This is a genomic window from Haloarchaeobius iranensis, from assembly GCF_900103505.1.
In the GTDB taxonomy this organism is placed as follows: domain Archaea; phylum Halobacteriota; class Halobacteria; order Halobacteriales; family Natrialbaceae; genus Haloarchaeobius; species Haloarchaeobius iranensis.
On sequence record NZ_FNIA01000012.1, the window covers coordinates 75,561 to 94,499 of the forward strand.

Consider the following 18,939-nt stretch of genomic DNA (forward strand, 5'->3'; position numbering starts at 1 on the left):
CGGAAACGGGTGCTGAGCGTGGCGGGCTGGGGGCTACGCGCCGAGGTACAGCTTCGAGACCTCCTCGTTGTCGAGCAGGCCGTCGGCGGCGTCCTCGAAGCGGACGGTGCCCTGGTCGAGCACGTAGCCACGGTCGGAGATTCCCAGTCCCTTCTTCGCGTTCTGTTCGACCATGAGGATGGCCGTATCGAGGTCGTTCACGGCCTGGACGTGCTCGAACACCTCGTCGGCGGTGTTCGGGGCGAGGCCGGCCGACGGCTCGTCGATGAGGAGCACGTCCGGCTCCATCACGAGCGCCCGGGCGAACGCGAGCACCTGGCGCTGGCCGCCGGAGAGCGTGCGTGCCTTCGACTTCCGGCGCTCGTCCAGCAGCGCGAACTGGTCGTACAGGTCCCCGATGACCCGGTCGAGGCCGCTCTCGCGGGCGACGCCGCCCATGCGGAGGTTCTCGTCGATGGTCAGCGAGCCGAACACGTTGTCGGTCTGTGGGACGTAGCCGATGCCCTCGCGGACGATGTCCTCGGGGGCCATCCCGCCGATCTGGTCGCCGTGGTAGGTCACCGACCCGGTCCACGGCGACAGCAGCCCGAAGGCGGTCTTCAGCACGGTCGACTTGCCGGCCCCGTTCGGGCCGATGAGGCAGACGATCTCGTTCTCGTTCACGTGCAGCGAGAGGTCGGTGAGCACCTGGACGTCCCCGTACCCGCTGTCCACGTCGGCCAGTTCGAGGACTCTGTTCTCGCTCATGCGTCACCCCCGAGGTAGGCGTCGATGACGCGTTCGTCGGTCTGGACCGCGTCGGGCGGTCCCTCCATCAACACGTTCCCCTGGTTCAGCACCACGACCGGGTCGGCGAGTTTCATGACGAACTCCATGTCGTGCTCGATGATACAGAACGTGGTTCCCTGCTCGTTGAGCCGGCGGATCTGCTCGGCGAGGTCGTTGCGCAGCGTCGGGTTGACGCCGGCGACCGGCTCGTCGAGCAGCAGTATCTCGGGGTCCGCCAGCATCGCTCTGGCGAGCTCGACCAGCTTCATCTGCCCGCCCGAGATGTCGGTCGCGGGCTGGGTCGCGAGGTGGTCGATCTCGAACTCCTCCAGGATGCGCTGGGCCTCAGCCAGGTTGGCCGACTCGGCCGCGGCGACGCCCTCGGGGTCGGTGAACAGCTTCACGAACGACTCGCCGGGCTGTTTCCGCGGGCCGACGAGCATCGCCTCCCGGACGGTCATCCCCTCCAGCTTGCGCGGGGTCTGGAACGTCCGGATGAGGCCGGCGTCGGCGATCTCGTAGGGCTCCCGACCGGTGACGTCGATGCCGTTGACCTCGACGCGACCGCCGTCGGGCTCGTAGAAGCCCGAGATGAGGTTGAAGATGGTCGACTTCCCGGCACCGTTCGGCCCGATGAGGCCGGTGATGGTGCCGCGTTCGACCGCGAAGCTCGCGTGGTCGGTCGCGACGAGGCCGCCGAAGCGCTTCTGGAGGTCGTCGACGCGGAGGACCACGTCCTCCTTCTCCATGTCGGCGCCCTCGTGGCGCTCGCGCATGGAGGTTGCACCCTCACTCATCGGTCCCACCCCGTGCATCGCGGACACCGACGTCTGGCCCCTCCGGTACCTCGTCGACGGTCCCCGGCCAGATGAGCTCCCGCTGGGGCGGCAGCAGGCCCTCCGGGCGGAAGCGCATCAGGACCACGATAATGACTCCGATGAGCAGCAGCCGCATCGGCCCGCCCTCGATGCCCAGCGAGATGACGACCTCGGTCGAGCCGACGTCGAAGATGATGCTTCCGAGGTCGCTGAAGAAGCGGGTCCCCTCGCGGATGGCGACGACGACGAAGCCGCCGAACAGCGCGCCGCGGTTCGAGCCGCTCCCGCCGAGGATGACCGCGACCCAGACGTAGAACGTCGTGATTGGGTCCAGATCTCCGGGGCTGACGTAGAGGTTCAGGTGGGCGTAGAACACGCCGGCCAGCGCCATCACGAGGCTGCCCAGCACGAACGACTGCATCTTGAACGAGTACGTGTCCTTGCCGAGCGCACGGGCGAGGTCCTCGTCTGCCCGGATGGTCCGGAGCACGCGACCCCACGGCGAGCGATGGACCCGCCGGAGCACGCCGTAGCTGGCCCCGAGGAACACGAGCACGAGCGAGACGTTCAACAGGGCGCGCCAGAACGGCGTCCCGAGCACGATGTCCTGCCCGAACGTGAGACCCCAGTCGATCAGGGGCGGTGAGAGCGTGACCGAGCCACCCGGAACCAGGTCGACGACGACCTCGGGCATCGCCGACGGGAAGTCCGAGAGCACCGGCCAGCCCACGAAGAAGCTCGGGATACCGCGGACGCCCGCGCTGCCGTTCGTCCAGTCCTGCTGGTTCAGCACGATGAGGCGGATGACCTCGGCCAGGCCCAGCGAGGCGATGGCGAGGTAGTCCGCACGCAGCCGCAGCGTCGGAATCCCGATGGCGACCGCGATGAGCCCCGCCACCACGATGGCGACGACGAGGCCGACGACGGGGTTGAGAAGCACCCCGGGGACGCCCGCGTCGAGCAGGGCCTCGCGGACCGGAGAGGAGCTCGCACTCAACAGCACGGTGCCGTACGCACCGATACCGAAGAACGCGGCGACGCTGAAGTTGATGAGGCCGGTGAACCCCCACTGGGAGTTCAGCCCCAGCGACAGCAGCGCGTACATGCTCGCGAGCCCGACCAGGAACAGGAAGTAGGACGGACCGAGCCCACCGGACAGCAGTCCGATGAACAGGAACGCGGCGAAGGCGACGACGAACAGCGTGACGCCCTGCTCCGCACGGGTCAGGTCGGTGAACTCGCCGACCGGGTCGGTGAGCCAGCTCATCTCAGGTCGCCTCCCCCATGATGCCGTTCGGTCTGACGAGCAGGACGGCGACCATGATGACGAACGCGACCGCGTTCGCGTACTCGATGCCGATGGGGATGCCGTAGTCAGTCAGGATGGGCATCAGCTGGTTTATCATCCCGATGAGGAACCCGCCGAGCATCGCGCCGTACACCGAGCCGATGCCGCCGAGGATGACGGCCGCGAAGATGAGCAACAGCAGCGAGAAGCCCATCCGCGGGGAGAGCTGGTTGTAGAGGCCCAGGAACACGCCGCCGGCCCCGGCCAGCCCGGCCCCGATGACCCACGTCCAGAGCTTCACCCGGTCGGTCCGGATGCCGCTGACGCGGGCGAGCTCGGGGTTGTCGGCCATCGCGCGCATCTTCCGGCCGAGGTCGGTGTACTGCAGCAGCAGGTGCAGCCCGGTAACGAGGATGGCCGCCGAGAGGACGATGGCGACGTCGTGCTCGGTGATGCGGATGCCGTACGGGATGAGCCACTCGATGGGCCGGAGCGTCTGCACGTCGTAGCGGGTGAAGTCCGCCCCGAAGCGCAACTGGAGTATCGCCCGGTAGATGAACGCGATACCGATCGACGTGATGAGCATCCCGATGGAGCCGACGTCCATCGGCTTGTAGACGACCCGCTCGGTGACGACGGCGACGAGCGCCGCGACGGCGATGCCGGCCAGCAGCGCCACGAAGAAGCCGAACGGAAGACCCAGCACCGCGCCACCGAGGCTGCCGATGGCACCGAAGGTCAGCAGTGCCGTGTAGGCCCCGATGGTCATCGTGTCGCCGTGGGCGAAGTTCGCGAAGTCGGCGATGCTGTACACGAGCGAGAGCCCGATGCTCCCGAGCACGATGATACTGCTGAATATCAGCCCGTTCGCGAGATATTCCAGAAGGGGCATCGGTGGCTTAGCCTTCGATGAAGCCGATGCCGACGTAGTCGTGGCCCTGGACCTCGAGGATCTGCAGGAACCCCTTCGGGTCGCCGTTCTCGTCGAAGTCGATGGGGCCACTGACGCCCTGGTAGTCGACGTCGCTCGGGCCGCCACCGTCGGCGAGGATCTGCTGTGCGTCCTCGTAGGAGGTCACCTGCTCGCCCTCGGGCCGCGTGACCTCGCGGACGGTCTCCTGGAGCGCCGCGCCGGTGAACTCGTCCGCGGCCTGTACCGCCAGCGCCGCGTTGATGACGCAGTCGTAGGCGTAGGCGGACCAGACGGTCGGCTGCTCGTCGTACTCGGCCTCGAACTCGGAGACGAACTGCTGGTAGTTCTCCTCCTCGACCGGCGCGGACGGGACGACGATCTTCATGCCGTCCATGCTGCCCTCCGGGGTGTTCTCGAGCACGTCCGTCCCGGAGACGGAGTCAGCGCCGTACAGCGGCGCGTCGTACCCGCTGGAGTACATCTCGTTGACCATCGTCGCGAACTCCGGCTGGTACGTGATGAAGAGCCAGGCGTCCGCGCCCGAACTGTTCATCTGGGAGACGACGCTGGAGTAGGACTGCTGCTCCTGGTCGTGGGAGTTGTTGTACGCGATCTCACCGTCCCAGTTCTCGACGAATGCGTCGGCGAGGCTCTGGCCGTAGTCGTTGTTGACGTACGTGACCGCAACGCTGTCGTGGCCGTCCTCAGCGATGATGTTCGCGAGCGCGCGGGACTGCGTGCTGCCCGTCGGCGACATCCGGAGCAGCCCCGGGAAGTTGCTCAGGCTCAGACCGGTCGAGTTCTGACTGAGCTGGACCACGTCGGTGCCCTGGACGACGCTCTCGTAGATAGCCAGCGATACCCCCGAGCCCACCGCGCCGATGAGGAACGGGACGCCGTCCTGATTCACGAGCTTCTGTGCGGCCGAGACACCGCCCTGTGGTTCGGAGGCGGAGTCCTCGACGACGATTCCGAGTTCGCCGTCCTTGACGCCGACGTCGTTGACTGCCGCGAGCGCGAGGTCCTTCCCGCGCTGGTTGCGCTGGCCGAACGCCGAGAGCGAGCCGGTGGTCGCGTCGACCATCCCGATCTCGTACCTGTTCGTCCCACCCCCACCACCGCCGTCGGTCGTCTGCGTGTTGTCGCCACCGCCGCCACCACCACCATCGGTCGGCGTGTCGGTGTCCCCGCCGTCGTCGCTGTTCGTGCTGATACAACCGGCCAGTGCGGCGACGCCCGCGCCACTACCGACCTTGAGTACGGTTCTCCTGTCCATCGCTCCCTTGCTGTCTGATGTCATGGTCTGTGGTGAATAATTATACGTGTAGAGTTAACCCCTGACCTACCATGGTCGGGCACTCTACGACACGTTGGGGAGTGGTAACGATAACCTCTCCGCATGTGTGTCGTTCTCTCTCAAGAAATATATTCATTTCCCACCGGCCAGCAGTAAATGGTCGGGTGCCGGTATAGGGGGGACGAGCGCCGACGTAGAGGCATGATACCACCCATCGCGAACAACTTCGTCGCGGGCGAGTCGCCGGCGGCGGCGGTCCAGCACGCCCGCGAGCTGAACCGCCGCGACGTCGCCGTCATCCTGAATCTCCTCGGGGAGCACTACGACGACCGCGCCGACGCGGACGCGGACGCCGACGCGTACATCGACCTCGCCGAGACCATCGCCCGGGACGACCTCGACGCCTGCATCTCGGTCAAACCCAGCCAGATCGGGCTCTCGCTCTCGGACGACGCGTTCCGCGAGAACCTCGCTCGCATCGTCGCGGTCGCCGACGACCACGGGGTGTTCGTCTGGGTCGACATGGAGGACCACCCGACGACCGACGTGACCCTCGACGCGTTCGAGCGCCACGCCCGCGAAACCGACGGGAACGTCGGCGTCTGCGTGCAGGCGAACCTCAGACGGACTAGGGACGACCTCGCGCGGCTCGCCGAGCTGCCCGGGAAGGTCCGCCTCGTCAAGGGTGCCTACGACGAGCCCGGCGACATCGCGTACCGGCAGAAGGCGAAGGTCGACGAGGTGTACCGCGACCTCCTCGCGTTCATGTTCGAGGCGTTCGACGACGGCGTCGCGGTCGGCAGCCACGACCCCGCGATGGTCGACTACGCGGCAGAGCTGCACGCCGAACACGGCACGCCCTACGAGGTCCAGATGCTCATGGGCGTGCGCGAGGAGGCCCAGTTCGACCTCGCCGCGGAGGGCGTCGATGTCTGGCAGTACGTCCCCTACGGCGGCAAGTGGTTCTCGTACTTCTACCGGCGGGTCCGCGAGCGCAAGTCGAACGCGCTGTTCGCGCTGCGTGCCGTGGTCGGGCGGTGAGGCGGGTCGCCACGGAGAGATTTTCTCGGGGTCAGGGGTCGCCCTCCTCGATGAGATCGGAGATAATCTCGTTCACGTCCACCCCGAATCCGAGGAAGTTCGGGTTCAGGGTGAGATATCTGTCCAACCACGCCCAGTGCTCCTCTATCGGTCCGTCGTGACCCATCTGTAGTGCCTCGATGGACTCCGGGTTCTGTAGCGTTTGGGCGAGCGTTTCGAGAAAGTCCCCGAGTCTCGCTGCGGATTGGTCGTACTCCGACAGCGGCAAGAACAGTACTTTCGGAATTGGCGTCGCTAGTCCACTGGCTTTGGTCCAGTCCACCTCGTTCGGCGGCCTGTTCGTGATGAGGAAGGCGGGAAGGGGCGGTCTTGCTGACGGACTGTCCGTTTCAACCACGTTCCTGTCGAATCCCCTCGGATAGAACGTCTCCCAGTCGAGCCCCTTGACTACCAGGGCATCCGAACCAACTCTCTCTGCGAGGTTCTCGAAGTTATCGCTCAGCGTGTCTCTGAGGTCGTCGTTCCAGCCATCTTCGAGAAGCATAATATACCAGTCGTAGCCTTCCGTTGGCACGTTTGCGATGTCAGTGGCGACGAAACCCATACCCCAACATGAATTCGAAACAGTATATCAGTTATTGTGAACTGTCGAACGTACCAGCGCCTCCATCGAGAGTCCACCCAGCAAAACGTTGGTACTGACAGACGAACCAACCGCTCCGCTACGGGTCCAGCAGCTTCGCTTCGGCCTTGCGCAGGTGTTCGAGCAGCGTCGTCTTCGAGATGTCCATGTCGTCGGCGAGCTCGCGGGTCGAGGTGCCCCGTGGCCACTCGAAGTAGCCGGCCTCGCGGGCGTGCTCGAACACGTCGCGCTGTGCGGCGGTGAGGGTGTCGAGACGCTGTTCGCGCGGCGACCTGGTCCCCGACTCCGACGAGGTGATCGCGGAGACCGTCACCTCAGCCTCGGCCTCCTCGCGGACGCAGTCGAGCTGCGTCTGTATCTCGTTCCGCTCGCCTGCGAATCCCACCTGCCACTCCTCGCGACCGTCCTCGATGCGCACTGGTGCGCTGTGGACGAAGCCGTGCTGGAGCAGGGTCGGGCAGACCATGTCGTTCGGGTTGTACTCGAGGAAGAACTCGCGGACCACGTTGCCCGGCGCGTTCCGCGCCCGGCCGAACCGCTGCTGGAGCTCCTGGACCTCCCCTGCGTGCTCGGTCTCCCGGATGGCGTCGAGCAGCTGCTCGACCTCGCGTTCGGTCGCACCGTAGGCGGTGAACAGTCCGTTGACCGAGTTCGTCGGTAGCGCGTCGGCTCGGGGCGAGTCGTAGATGGCGTGGGCGAGAACGCCGCCGTTACGTCGTTCTGTCGCCTCGATCGCCCAGCAGTTCGGATGCCACAGCTCCAGCGTCAGTCTCGTGCCCGGTGTCTGGTCGGCCAACGCCATAGATTGAACAGTTCGTCCAGACGTTAGTGTGTGTCGACCAAACATACCCTGGCCGACCATGGTCGGGAGCGGGTCGACTCCTCCCGACTGGGCCGGCCTCGGTTCGAACGGTTTTACTCCCCACGACCCATGGGACGTGACGAATGCAGGTCACGAAGCTGGGGGAGGGTCGCGCCGAGGTCGCCGTCGTCGGCGGCATCCACGGCGACGAGCCCTGTGGTATCCGTGCCATCGAGCGACTGCTCCGCGATGCGCCCGAGGTGCGCCGACCGGTCAAGCTGGTCGTCGCGAACGAGGCGGCCGCCGAGCGGGGGGTCCGCTACGTCGAGGAGGACCTGAACCGTGCGTTCCCGGGCTATCCGGACAGCGAGACACACGAGAAACGGCTCGCGTACGAGCTGGCCCACGAGCTGGAGGGCTGCCGGACGCTCGCGCTGCACTCCACGCAGTCCCACGCCGAACCGTTCGCCGTGGTCGACGGCGTCGACGACCTCGCCCGGACGGTCTGTCCGCGGCTGCCGGTCGCGTCGGTGGTCGAGACCGGCCGGTTCGTCGAGGGTCGTATCTTCAAGGCGGTCCCCGACACCATCGAGGTGGAGTGCGGGCTCCAGGGTACCGAGGACGCCGCCGCGAACGGCTATCTGCTCGTGCTCTCGTTCCTGACCGCGACCGGGGTCCTCCCGGGGGTCGCGCCCGCCAGGGACACGCCCGTGTTCCGGCTCGTCCGGCGCATCCCGAAGGGGCCCGCGAGCGAGTACGAGGTGTTCGTGGAGAACTTCGAGCGCGTCGACGAGGGGACGACGTACGCGGCCGTCGACGGCGAGTCCGTCGTCGCCGAGGAGCAGTTCTACCCGGTGTTGATGTCCTCCTCCGGCTACGAGGACGTGTTCGGCTACGCCGCCGACAGGGTCGGCTACGTCGGCTGACGACTACGGTCGTTCTCGCCTCGCGTCGACCAGCGTAGCTGACCCACCCGGCCGCCGGCCGTCGCGGTCCAGTCGTGCCCTCAGGCACTGCTGGCCGCGGTGTCGCGGCGGCCGATGGCCGCGAGGAGCGCCTCCGGGCCGACGCCGGTGAGCGCTGCGACCTCGTCGGCCGGCCGGTCGAACGTATCGAACGCGAGCAGCGCCCCCTGGAGGCGGACGATGCGGCGACACTCGGCGTCGGTCCGTGCGGACGGGTCGAACCCTGGTTCGCCGCCCGTCGCGACCTCGACGTGGTAGCTCGCCAGCACCGCGTCGCGGTACGTGTCGTCGTCGACGGACGTGTCGGTCTCGACGAGGGAGACGAGCCGGGCGAGGACGGCCAGGCTCGTCGAGAGCAGGTGCTCGGTGTCCGCGTCGGTCTCGTGGGCCTCCGTCGCTCCGACGGCGGCACGCTCCAGCCGCTCCAGCAGCACCGCGAGCGCGAGGTACGGGTCGGGGTCGTCGGGCTCGTACACGAGCTGGGCGAGCAGCTGCCCCTGCCAGCGGCCCGCGTTCCTGACGACCGTCTCCGCCGCGGTCCCGAGGGGGTCCTCGACGGGCAGGTCCGTGCCCGCGTCCGACAGCCCCTCGGGGGCGAGCAGTGGCACGTCGAACCGGTCGGCGTACCGACGCGCCGACGACCGGAACCGCTCCTCGGCCGGGTGGCTCAGGACGTCGGTGGCGAGGACGGTCGGCTCCGGCAGCCCGAGCGCACCCGTCGCCTGCGAGCCGAGCGAGAGCAGCGGCGAGAGGCCGGCCGCGAGCACCGCCTCGGCGGGCGTTGGGTCCTCCGTGTCGAGCTGTGCGGCGACGGTGTTCTCGACGAGGTCCTCGTCGGCGGGCTCCCCGTCGTCGGTTGGTTCCCCGTCGTCTGCGGGCTCCTCCGGTGGGTCCTCGCTCATGCGTCCTCTTTCGGTGCGAACTCGACCGTCGTCAGCTCGCGGTCGAGGTGGCAGTACTCGTGGGGCGGGTCGCCGACGACCTCGGCGATGCGGTGCTCCTCGTCGAGTTCGGCACCGTCGGGCTCGCAGAGCTCGTGACTCGGGCAGTCCGTGTGGGGGCACGGACCGGCGAGGTCGACCTTGCTCCCGGCGTAGGCCTGTCGCGAGGGGACGTTCGCCCGCACGCCGACGGCCTCGACCTCGACGGCGCGGACGCCCTCGTCGTGGACGGCACAGTCGAGCGTCTGTGCGTTCTGGCGCACGTCCGTCACCTGGTACTTGACGCCGTCGGTGAGGTTGAGACACTGACTGCGGTAGGGACAGCCCTCGCAGGCGCTCGCCTCGCCCTCGTAGACGAACTGGGCCCCGGGGTCGGCGAGCCGTGCCCCGATGAGCGTGACCTTCGACATGCCGTGTCGTACGCGAGGCGTCCGGTTAAGACTGTCCCGTCAGCGCGTGCAGCTTCGCGATGTACTCCTCGCGCGGAACCTGGTACACGTCGTCCGGGTCGATCTCGCCGTCGGCGAACCGCTGCGCGAGTTCGACGGTGCCCGCGACGCCCGCCTCGCGGCTCTCGAACCGGTTGGTCTCCTGCAGCTGGACGTCCGGTTCGAGGTAGAGGGTGACGTACCAGTCGCCGGAGACGGCGTCCTCGCGGGAGACGCCGGGGCGGCGGTGGTTGCGCCGGCCGCGTGTGAGGTACAGCGTCGGCAGACACGGCGCGGGGAACTCGGCCGAGTCGAACACGTCGGGGCGGTAGGCGAGGACACAGCGGCCGTCGGGCTCCTCGTTCCAGACGACCCACCCGTCGGGCAGGTCCGCGAAGTCGCTCATGGGCGACGGTTGGGTCGGGGCCGGTTAATGACTCCCGGTCTCGTCGGGCGAGTGGACACGGCGGGAACCGGACGACGCGTGCCGGGTGTCCGGTGGGTCGGGGAAGCACCGACAGCCGCCCGTACTTAAACCCGGGTTCCAGCGGTGCCGACGCGACCCTCCGACGGTCGCTGGCTGCCTTCGTCGAACCGATTCGTTTAAACCTCAGTTGTAGTTTCGGTTCATATCTCTTGGGGTCAACCTTATGCCGCGGAGGCGACTACGTGGTCTGCACACGCCGATGACACCGGCACCGGGGCGACCGTGTCGAGGCGTGAGGAGACACCGATGAGCGACAGCCAGACCACCGACCGGACGACAGCCGAACAGGACGAGGAATCGACCGACGACCCCGACCGACTCGAGGTCTTCGACACCGTGCTGGCGGTGGTAGAGTTGACGGTGCGGATTGTCAGCCTCGTGCTGTTGCTGCCCTGAGAGGGGCGAGGTCGCCCGTCGGCGGGCGGGCGAACAGCCGTCGAGGCACCGAGCACTTATAAAGAACCGCTGTAGCGCCGACGAACGGCCGGCAGGAGGAGCGGTTCTGGCGGAACAGAACCGATTCCTTTAAACTGAGTTTTGGTCAAGGTAAATATTTGTTGGGGTCAAACTTATGCGCGTTCGCTTCTGAACTAGAGATACCACTCGGTATCCCCCGCACTGCCGGCCGTGGTGGTCCCTTCGGTCTCGAACACCGTCGAGTGGCCGTCACACGCCCGGTATTGTCACGAGCTCACACATGCCACGAAACACGGTCCGATGGATGGAGCGCGGCCGGGGCGGGCGCGCCGACGACGTAACGCGACCTGACGGGCCGTTCGTGGCGGGGACGACCGAGCAAGCGCTGGACCGGCGGCGACCCGAGAGCGCGTTCGGCCGCCCGGCGCGCGAGTCACCCGGTCCCGACGAGACACCCATGATAGCATGACCGACACCAGAGAATCACTGGCGGAACTGAGCACCGACTACAAGGAGTCGATACCGGCGGACCTGCGCGAGACCAAGTCCTTCGAGTGGTACCTCGACGAGGTGTACGAGTCCCCGCTCGTCTCCCGGAACGCGCACCAGCGCGTCGCCGACATGTTCGACTTCTACGGCACCGAGTACGACGAGCGCGAGGGCATCGTCAAGTACCAGCTCGCCACGGAGGACCCCCTCAACGACGGGGAGAACACGTTCTACGGGAACGTCATCCACCAGTCCATCCACGAGTTCGTCAACAAGGTGAAATCCGGGGCCCGCGGACTGGGGCCGGAGCGCCGTATCAAGCTGCTGCTCGGCCCGGTCGGGTCCGGGAAGTCCCACTTCGACCGCATGGTCCGGCAGTACTTCGAGGACTACACCCTTCGCGACGACGGTCGGATGTACACGTTCCGGTGGACCAACCTCTGTGACGTCATCCGCGACCAGGACCCCGCCGACGACGTTGTCCGGTCGCCGATGAACCAGGACCCGCTCGTGCTCCTCCCGAAGAAACAGCGCCAGGCCGTCCTCGACGACATCAACGAGGTACACGACGCGCCGTACACCATCCGGAACGAGCAGAGCCTCGACCCCGAGTCGGAGTTCTACATGGACCGCCTGCTCGAGGAGTACGACGACGACCTCGAGACGGTCCTCGGGAACCACATCGAGGTCATCCGGCTCACCGCCGACGAGAACAAGCGCCAGTGCCTGGAGACGTTCGAGCCGAAGGACAAGAAGAACCAGGACGAGACCGAGCTCACCGGCGACGTCAACTACTCGAAGATCGCCATCTACGGCGAGTCCGACCCGCGCTCGTTCGACTACTCTGGGGCGTTCTGCAACGCCAACCGCGGCATCTTCTCCGGCGAGGAGCTGCTGAAGCTCCAGCGCGAGTTCCTCTACGACTTCCTGCACGCCACCCAGGAGATGACCATCAAGCCGAAGAACAACCCGAGAATCGACATCGACCAGGTCATCGTCGGGCGGACGAACATGCCGGAGTACAAGGACAAGAAGGGCGACGAGAAGATGGAGGCGTTCAACGACCGCACGAAGCGCATCGACTTCCCCTACGTCCTGGGCTACGAGGAGGAGGCCGACATCTACCGGAAGATGCTGAACAACGCCGACGTGCCCGACATCAACGTCGAGCCCCACACGCTGGAGATGGCGGGGCTGTTCGCGGTGCTGACCCGCATCGAGGAGCCCGACACCGGCACCGTCGAGATGATACAGAAGGCCAAGGCCTACAACGGCGAGATCGACGACGGCGACGACATCGACGTCAAGAAGCTCCGCGACGAGGCCGAGGCCAAGGCCGAGATCGGCGAGGGTATGGAGGGCGTCTCGCCGCGGTTCATCGGCGACGAGATAGCCGAGGCCATCATGGACTCGAAGCACCGCACGCGCGGGTTCCTCTCGCCGCTGACGGTGTTCAACTTCTTCGAGGACAACCTCGAGCACCACGGCTCCATCCCCGAGGAGAACTTCGAGACGTACTACCGCTACCTCGAACTCGTCCGCGAGGAGTACAAGGCGCGCGCCATCGAGGACGTCCGCCACGCGCTCGCGTACGACGTCGACGAGATACAGCGGCAGGGCGAGAAGTACATGGACCACGTCATGGCCTACATCGACGACGACACCATCGAGGACGCCATCACCGGCCGCGACCAGGACCCCGACGAGAAGTTCATGCGCTCCATCGAGGAGAACCTCGACATCCCCGAGGACCGCAAGGAGGACTTCCGCCAGGAGGTCTCGAACTGGGTGTCCCGGCGTGCCCGCGAGGGTGACACGTTCAACCCGCAGGACAACGAGCGCCTGCGCCGCGCCCTCGAACGCAAGCTCTGGGAGGACAAGAAACACAACATCAACTTCAGCGCCCTCGTCAGCGCCAACGAGACCGACGACGACGAGCGCAACGCCTGGGTCGACGCGCTCATCGAACAGGGCTACTCGCGCGACGGCGCGACGGAAGTGCTCGAGTTCGCCGGCGCCGAGGTCGCCAAGGCAGAGATGGAAGACTGATGAGCACCGGAGACGACTACGTCACGGCGAGTGACCGCGCGCTGGAGGACACGTACGAGCCCCCGATGAGCATCGCGGAGTACATCGACCGCGCGTTCGAGCAGCCCTCCATCGCGGCCCACGCCTCCAAGTACCTGCTGCAGGCCATCGAGGCGGCCGGGACCCGGACGGTCGTCGAGGAGGGAGAGGAGAAGGAGCGCTACCGCTTCTTCGACGACCCGTACAACGACGGCGAGCACGCGGTGCTCGGCAACACGGACGTGCTCAACTCGTTCGTCGACGACCTGCGCTCCATCGCGGCGGGGCGTGGCAAGCACGAGAAGATACTCTGGTTCGACGGCCCGACGGCCACGGGCAAGTCCGAGCTGAAGCGCTGTCTCGTCAACGGACTGCGCGAGTACTCGAAGACGGAGGCGGGCAGGCGCTACACCGTCGAGTGGAACGTCGCGGCCGCCGAGGGCAGCAGTCGCGGCCTGAGCTACGGCGACGACCTCGGCGGCGAGGACGAGACCGACTGGTACGAGTCGCCCGTGCAGGTGCACCCGCTGTCGGTCCTCCCCGAATCCGTCCGGGCGGACCTGCTCGCGGAGATGAACGACGGTGTCGACTCCGACGTCCCCGTCCGCGTCGAGGAGCGACTCGACCCCTTCAGCCGCGAGGCGTACGACTACCTGGAGGAGCGCTACCGTCGCGAGGGTCGGGACGACCTCTTCTCGGCCATCGCCGACAGCCGGCACCTCCGTGTGAAGAACTACGTCGTCGACGTTGGCCAGGGCATCGGGGTGCTCCACAGCGAGGACGACGGCTCGCCGAAGGAGCGCCTCGTCGGCTCGTGGATGCACGGGATGCTCCAGAAGCTGGACTCCCGCGGCCGGAAGAACCCGCAGGCGTTCTCCTACGACGGCGTGCTCTCGCAGGGCAACGGCCTGCTCACCATCGTCGAGGACGCCGCCCAGCACGCCGACCTGCTCCAGAAACTGCTGAACGTGCCCGACGAGGGCACCGTCAAGCTCGACAAGGGCATCGGGATGGACGTCGACACGCAGCTGGTCATCATCTCGAACCCCGACCTGGAGGCGACGCTGAACCAGCACGCCGACCGGCAGGGGATGGACCCGCTGAAGGCGCTGAAGCGGCGGCTCGACAAGCACGAGTTCACCTACCTGACGAACCTCTCGCTGGAGACCGAGCTCATACGGCGGGAGCTGACCGGCGAGACGGCCGTCTGGACCGCCGAGTCCTACGACGAGCTCGCCGACCAGATCCGCCAGCCGGTGACGGTGTCGGTCAAGCGCGCGTCCGACCGGCTCACCGACCGGGAGTTCGCCCCGCACGCCATCGAGGCGGCGGCGCTGTACAGCGTCGTCACCCGGCTCGACGACGAGGACCTGCCGACGGGGCTCGACCTCGTCGACAAGGCCGTCCTCTTCGACCGGGGCTACCTCCAGGAGGGCGACACCCGGCGCGACGCCGAGGAGTTCGAGTTCGCGACCGACCCGAAAGACGGCACCCACGGCATCCCCGTGACGTACACCCGAGACGTGCTCGCGGACCTGCTCCACGAGGACACCGACCGGCACCACGCCGACCTGCCCGTCGAGGACGTCCTCATGCCGCGTGACGTGCTGAACGCGATGGTGGAGAACCTGGTGAGCGCGCCGGTGTTCTCGACCGGCGAGCGCACCGAGTTCGAGTCCCGCGTCGCCCAGGTGAAGAACCACGTGTTCGACGCCCAAGAGCAGGACGTCGTCGACGCGATGCTCCACGACAGCACCGTCGACGAAGCGACGGTCGCGGAGTACGTCGAGCACGTGTACGCCTGGGAGACCGACGAGTCCATCGTCAACGACCGCGGCGAGCGCGAGGAGCCGGACCCGCTGAAGATGAAGGTGTTCGAGGTCGAGCACCTCGGTCGCTTCGACGAGACCGAGTACGAGGGCGACGAGCCCAGCGACGCCGTGGCCGACTTCCGCCGGGAGAAGATCATCACGGCGCTGAACCGCCACGCCTGGGAGCACCGCGACGAGGACTTCGCCATCGAGGACGTCGACCTGGCCGCCATCCCGGTCGTCCAGGCGGTGCTGGAGTCGAACGACTGGGACGATGTCCGACGCACTTACGAGGACCTCGAGCCGAGCCAGTGGGACGACCCGCCGAGTGGCACCGAGACCGCCGACCTCAAGGAAAAGACCGTCGACGCGATGGTCGACCTGCAGGGCTACTCCGAGGCGTCGGCCGAACTGACCAGCAGACACGTCATGGGACAGGTGGCATACAGATGGGACTGAAAGAGGACCTCGACCGGTTCAGGGAGGTCGGCGAACAGCGCCGCGAGGACCTGAAGGAGTTCATCCAGTACGGCGAACTCGGCCGCAGCGGCGCGGACGAGGTGAAGATCCCGATCAAGATCGTCGACCTGCCGAGCTTCGAGTACGACCAGCGCGACCAGGGTGGCGTCGGCCAGGGCGACGCGGACGTGGGCGACCCCGTCGGCCAGCCCCAGCCACAGCCGGGCGAGGGCGACGAGGGCGACCCCGGCGAGGAGGGCGGCGAGCACGAGTACTACGAGATGGACCCCGAGGAGTTCGCCGAGGAGCTCGACGAGGAGCTCGGGCTCGACCTCGAACCGAAGGGCAAGCGCGTCGTCGAGGAGAAGGAGGGACCCTTCACCGACATCACCCGGAGCGGCCCGGACTCGACGCTCGACTTCGAGCGGATGTTCAAGGAGGGGCTCAAGCGCAAGCTCTCGATGGACTTCGACGAGGAGTTCCTGCGGGAAGTGCTGAAGATCGACGGCTGGGGGCCGCGCAAGGCGTTCGAGTGGGCACGCGGCGAGAACCTGCCCGTCTCGATGGCGTGGCTGGACGACGCCTACGAGGAGATACCGCGCGACGAGCGCACGAAGTGGGAGTCCTTCGAGACGGTCGAGGAGAACGTCGAGCGCGAGACGGTCACCGAGAAGATACGGCGCGAGGGCATCAAGCACGTGCCGTTCCGCCGCGAGGACGAGCGCTACCGCCACCCCGAGATCATCGAGGAGAAGGAGAAGAACGTCGTCGTCGTCAACATCCGCGACGTGAGCGGCTCGATGCGGGAGAAGAAGCGCGAGCTGGTCGAGCGCACCTTCACGCCGCTCGACTGGTACCTCACCGGGAAGTACGACAACGCGGTGTTCGTCTACATCGCCCACGACGCCGACGCGTGGGAGGTCGAGCGCGAGGAGTTCTTCGGCATCCGCTCCGGTGGCGGGACGAAGATATCCAGCGCGTACGAACTCGCCGCGGAGCTGCTGGAGTCGTACCCGTTCAGCGAGTGGAACCGGTACGTGTTCGCGGCCGGCGACTCGGAGAACTCCAGCAACGACACCGAGGAGCGGGTCATCCCGATGATGGAGCAGATTCCGGCGAACCTCCACGCCTACGTGGAGACCCAGCCCACCGGCACCGCCATCAACGCGACCCACGCCGAGGAGGTCGAGTCCCACTTCGGCGACAGCGACGACGTGGCCGTCGCGTACGTCACCGGCCCCGAGGACGTCACCGACGCCATCTACACCATCCTCTCCACGGAGGGGGATTCAGATGAGTAATCCAGACCGCATCGAGAAACAGCGCATCGCCGAGGACCTGCAGGAGCACGTCGACGAGGCCCGCAACCTCGCCGAGAAGTTCGGGCTCTCGCCGTACGAGGTGAACTACTGGGTCGTCGACTACGACGAGATGAACGAGCTCATCGCCTACGGCGGCTTCCAGCACCGCTACCCGCACTGGCGCTGGGGGATGCAGTACGACCGCCAGCAGAAGCAGGGCCAGTACGGCGGCGGGAAGGCCTTCGAGATAGTCAACAACGACGACCCGGCCCACGCGTTCCTGCAGGAGTCGAACACGCTGGCCGACCAGAAGGCCGTCATCACGCACGTCGAGGCCCACTCCGACTTCTTCGCGAACAACGACTGGTTCCAGCTGTTCGCCGAGGGCACCCCGAACGCGGCGGCGATGCTCGAACGACACGCCCGGGGCATCTCGGAGTACATGCAGGACCCCGACATCGAGCGCGCCGCGGTCGAGAAGTGGGTCGACAACGTGCTGACGCTGGAGGACAACATCGACCAGCACCGACCGTACCAGGCCGTCAGCTCCGTCGTGGACGACCCCGAGGAGCTGGACCCGGAGGACCTCGCCGACCGACTCGGCGACCTCGAGCTCTCCGAGGAGGTCCGCGAGGAGGTGTTCGACGAGGAGTGGCTCGACGAACTGGAGAGCGACGAGCCGTCGGCGACGTTCCCCGACGAGCCACAGAAGGACGTCATCGCGTTCCTGCGCACCCACGGCAAGCAGTACGACGGCGAGGCGGAGAAGGCGGTCGAGATGGAGCCGTGGCAGCGGGACGTGCTCGACATGATGCGGGAGGAGGCGTACTACTTCGCTCCGCAGAAGATGACGAAGATCATGAACGAGGGGTGGGCCAGCCTGTGGGAGTCCCGGATGATGACCGACGAGGGGTTCGCCGGCGACGACGAGTTCCTCAACTACGCCGACCACATGTCGGCGGTGCTCGGCTCGCCCGGGTTCAACCCGTACAGCCTCGGCATGGAGCTCTGGCAGTACGTCGAGAACACGGCGAACCGCCGCGAGGTGCTCGACAAGCTGCTCCGCGTGACGGGCATCACGTGGCGGAACCTCAAGGACAGCGTCGACTTCGCCGAGGTCCGTGACCTGCTCCGACCGCCGCCGGCGCTCGACAGCATCGACGCGGGCTCGCTCGAGGCGCTCGCCGAACTGCCCGACGAGTACCTCGACCGCGAGGCGCTCGACCGGGCACTCGGCGGCGAGGTCGACGTCGAGACGTACCCGTGGAAGGTTCTCTCCTACGAGGGGATGTGCCGGCGACACTACTCGCTGGTCCGGCGGCCCCACCGCGGCTTCATCGGACGGGTGAGCCAGTCCGAACTGGAGCGCATCGGGCGCTACCTGTTCGACGACCAGGTGTACGACACCGTCGCGGAGGCCGTCGCCGACGTGGACTACGCCGCCGGCTGGGACCGGATGCGGGAGGTCAGACGGAGCCACAACGACGTGACGTTCGTCGACGAGTTCCTCAGCCAGGAGTTCATCGACGAGAACGAGTACTTCACCTACGAGTACTCGCAGGCGACCGGGCAGTACCGCGTCGCCAGTCAGGACGCCGCCGACGTGAAGAAGAAGCTGCTGTTGCAGTTCACGAACTTCGGCAAGCCGACCATCGCGGTGTACGACGGCAACTACAACAACCGCAACGAGCTGCTGCTCGGCCACGAGTACAACGGCGTCATGCTCGACGTGCGGCAGGCCAAGCAGACCCTCGAACGCGTGTTCGAGCTGTGGGGTCGCCCGGTGAACCTCCTGACCGTCGTCAAGGAGGTGTCGGACCACGACCGCGAGGTCGCTCGCCGGCGGAACCGCGAGCCGGAGCCCACCGAGCAGGGGCGGCTCATCCGCTACGACGGCGCGGAGTTTGAGGAGCAGGACGTGCCGTGGGAGGAGGTCGAGCATCTCGCGGCCGACGACGTGGACTACGACACGAAGCCCGAGGACTGGCTCGCCTGAGCCGGTCC

The 18,939-nt window shown here is 66.9% G+C and carries 18 protein-coding genes; 8 read left to right on the forward strand and 10 right to left on the reverse strand.

The features are described 5' to 3' along the window. Positions 1-33: 33 nt before the first annotated feature. Genes BLT27_RS11810 through BLT27_RS11830 form a run of 5 tightly spaced genes read right to left on the reverse strand, consistent with a single transcriptional unit; the run spans position 34 to position 5,087 of the window. Complete coding sequence (locus BLT27_RS11810) at positions 34-747, reverse strand: ABC transporter ATP-binding protein (RefSeq protein WP_089734123.1); 714 nt, start codon at positions 745-747, stop codon at positions 34-36. Beyond that, a complete protein-coding gene (locus BLT27_RS11815; protein WP_175526442.1) occupies positions 744-1,565 on the reverse strand; it encodes an ABC transporter ATP-binding protein in 822 nt (273 codons plus the stop codon). Before BLT27_RS11815 ends, BLT27_RS11810 begins: the two co-directional genes overlap by 4 nt. Further along, positions 1,558-2,853 carry a branched-chain amino acid ABC transporter permease gene (locus tag BLT27_RS11820; RefSeq protein ID WP_089734127.1) on the reverse strand — a complete coding sequence of 432 codons (1,296 nt, stop codon included), beginning with the start codon at positions 2,851-2,853 and terminating at the stop codon, positions 1,558-1,560. Before BLT27_RS11820 ends, BLT27_RS11815 begins: the two co-directional genes overlap by 8 nt. 1 nt (position 2,854) lies before the next feature. Further along, complete coding sequence (locus tag BLT27_RS11825) at positions 2,855-3,766, reverse strand: branched-chain amino acid ABC transporter permease (RefSeq protein ID WP_089734129.1); 912 nt, start codon at positions 3,764-3,766, stop codon at positions 2,855-2,857. Positions 3,767-3,773: 7 nt separating this feature from the next. Next, positions 3,774-5,087: an ABC transporter substrate-binding protein gene (locus tag BLT27_RS11830; protein ID WP_089734132.1), complete on the reverse strand. Its 1,314-nt coding sequence runs from the start codon at positions 5,085-5,087 to the stop codon at positions 3,774-3,776. Between the two features lie 198 nt (positions 5,088-5,285). On the opposite strand from BLT27_RS11830, the gene BLT27_RS11835 reads away from it, so the two are divergent. Then, the gene (locus BLT27_RS11835) at positions 5,286-6,125 is read left to right on the forward strand and encodes a proline dehydrogenase family protein (protein ID WP_089734133.1); all 840 of its coding nucleotides are present in this window, start codon (positions 5,286-5,288) and stop codon (positions 6,123-6,125) included. A gap of 31 nt (positions 6,126-6,156) precedes the next feature. Here the strand turns inward: BLT27_RS11835 and BLT27_RS11840 are convergent, their stop codons facing one another. Continuing rightward, positions 6,157-6,729 carry a hypothetical protein gene (locus BLT27_RS11840; protein WP_089734135.1) on the reverse strand — a complete coding sequence of 191 codons (573 nt, stop codon included), beginning with the start codon at positions 6,727-6,729 and terminating at the stop codon, positions 6,157-6,159. Between the two features lie 118 nt (positions 6,730-6,847). After that, positions 6,848-7,570 (reverse strand): helix-turn-helix domain-containing protein, encoded by a 723-nt coding sequence (locus BLT27_RS11845; RefSeq protein WP_089734137.1) that lies wholly within the window; start codon positions 7,568-7,570, stop codon positions 6,848-6,850. Between the two features lie 143 nt (positions 7,571-7,713). Between BLT27_RS11845 and BLT27_RS11850 the strand changes: the two genes are divergently transcribed. Next, a complete protein-coding gene (locus tag BLT27_RS11850; protein WP_089734139.1) occupies positions 7,714-8,496 on the forward strand; it encodes a M14 family metallopeptidase in 783 nt (260 codons plus the stop codon). A gap of 80 nt (positions 8,497-8,576) precedes the next feature. On the opposite strand, the gene BLT27_RS11855 is transcribed toward BLT27_RS11850, so the two are convergent. Genes BLT27_RS11855 through BLT27_RS11865 form a run of 3 tightly spaced genes read right to left on the reverse strand, consistent with a single transcriptional unit; the run spans position 8,577 to position 10,310 of the window. Further along, positions 8,577-9,437 carry a hypothetical protein gene (locus BLT27_RS11855; protein ID WP_089734142.1) on the reverse strand — a complete coding sequence of 287 codons (861 nt, stop codon included), beginning with the start codon at positions 9,435-9,437 and terminating at the stop codon, positions 8,577-8,579. Continuing rightward, positions 9,434-9,886: a UPF0179 family protein gene (locus tag BLT27_RS11860; protein ID WP_089734144.1), complete on the reverse strand. Its 453-nt coding sequence runs from the start codon at positions 9,884-9,886 to the stop codon at positions 9,434-9,436. Before BLT27_RS11860 ends, BLT27_RS11855 begins: the two co-directional genes overlap by 4 nt. Before the next feature lie 25 nt (positions 9,887-9,911). Next, the gene (locus BLT27_RS11865; RefSeq protein WP_089734145.1) at positions 9,912-10,310 is read right to left on the reverse strand and encodes a DUF5820 family protein; all 399 of its coding nucleotides are present in this window, start codon (positions 10,308-10,310) and stop codon (positions 9,912-9,914) included. 327 nt (positions 10,311-10,637) lie between these two features. Between BLT27_RS11865 and BLT27_RS19785 the strand changes: the two genes are divergently transcribed. From BLT27_RS19785 to BLT27_RS11885, 6 genes are all read left to right on the forward strand, one after another. Continuing rightward, on the forward strand, positions 10,638-10,787 hold the full coding sequence (locus tag BLT27_RS19785) for a hypothetical protein (RefSeq protein ID WP_175526443.1): 150 nt from the start codon (positions 10,638-10,640) through the stop codon (positions 10,785-10,787). Between the two features lie 301 nt (positions 10,788-11,088). Then, positions 11,089-11,277 (forward strand): hypothetical protein, encoded by a 189-nt coding sequence (locus BLT27_RS19195; protein ID WP_139172326.1) that lies wholly within the window; start codon positions 11,089-11,091, stop codon positions 11,275-11,277. Further along, the gene (locus BLT27_RS11870; RefSeq protein WP_089734147.1) at positions 11,274-13,346 is read left to right on the forward strand and encodes a PrkA family serine protein kinase; all 2,073 of its coding nucleotides are present in this window, start codon (positions 11,274-11,276) and stop codon (positions 13,344-13,346) included. The genes BLT27_RS19195 and BLT27_RS11870 overlap by 4 nt, the downstream gene beginning before the upstream one ends. Then, on the forward strand, positions 13,346-15,634 hold the full coding sequence (locus BLT27_RS11875; protein ID WP_089734149.1) for a PrkA family serine protein kinase: 2,289 nt from the start codon (positions 13,346-13,348) through the stop codon (positions 15,632-15,634). The genes BLT27_RS11870 and BLT27_RS11875 overlap by 1 nt, the downstream gene beginning before the upstream one ends. Continuing rightward, positions 15,625-16,935 carry a YeaH/YhbH family protein gene (locus BLT27_RS11880; protein WP_089734151.1) on the forward strand — a complete coding sequence of 437 codons (1,311 nt, stop codon included), beginning with the start codon at positions 15,625-15,627 and terminating at the stop codon, positions 16,933-16,935. Before BLT27_RS11875 ends, BLT27_RS11880 begins: the two co-directional genes overlap by 10 nt. After that, the gene (locus tag BLT27_RS11885; RefSeq protein ID WP_089734153.1) at positions 16,928-18,931 is read left to right on the forward strand and encodes a SpoVR family protein; all 2,004 of its coding nucleotides are present in this window, start codon (positions 16,928-16,930) and stop codon (positions 18,929-18,931) included. The genes BLT27_RS11880 and BLT27_RS11885 overlap by 8 nt, the downstream gene beginning before the upstream one ends. Positions 18,932-18,939 lie beyond the last annotated feature (8 nt).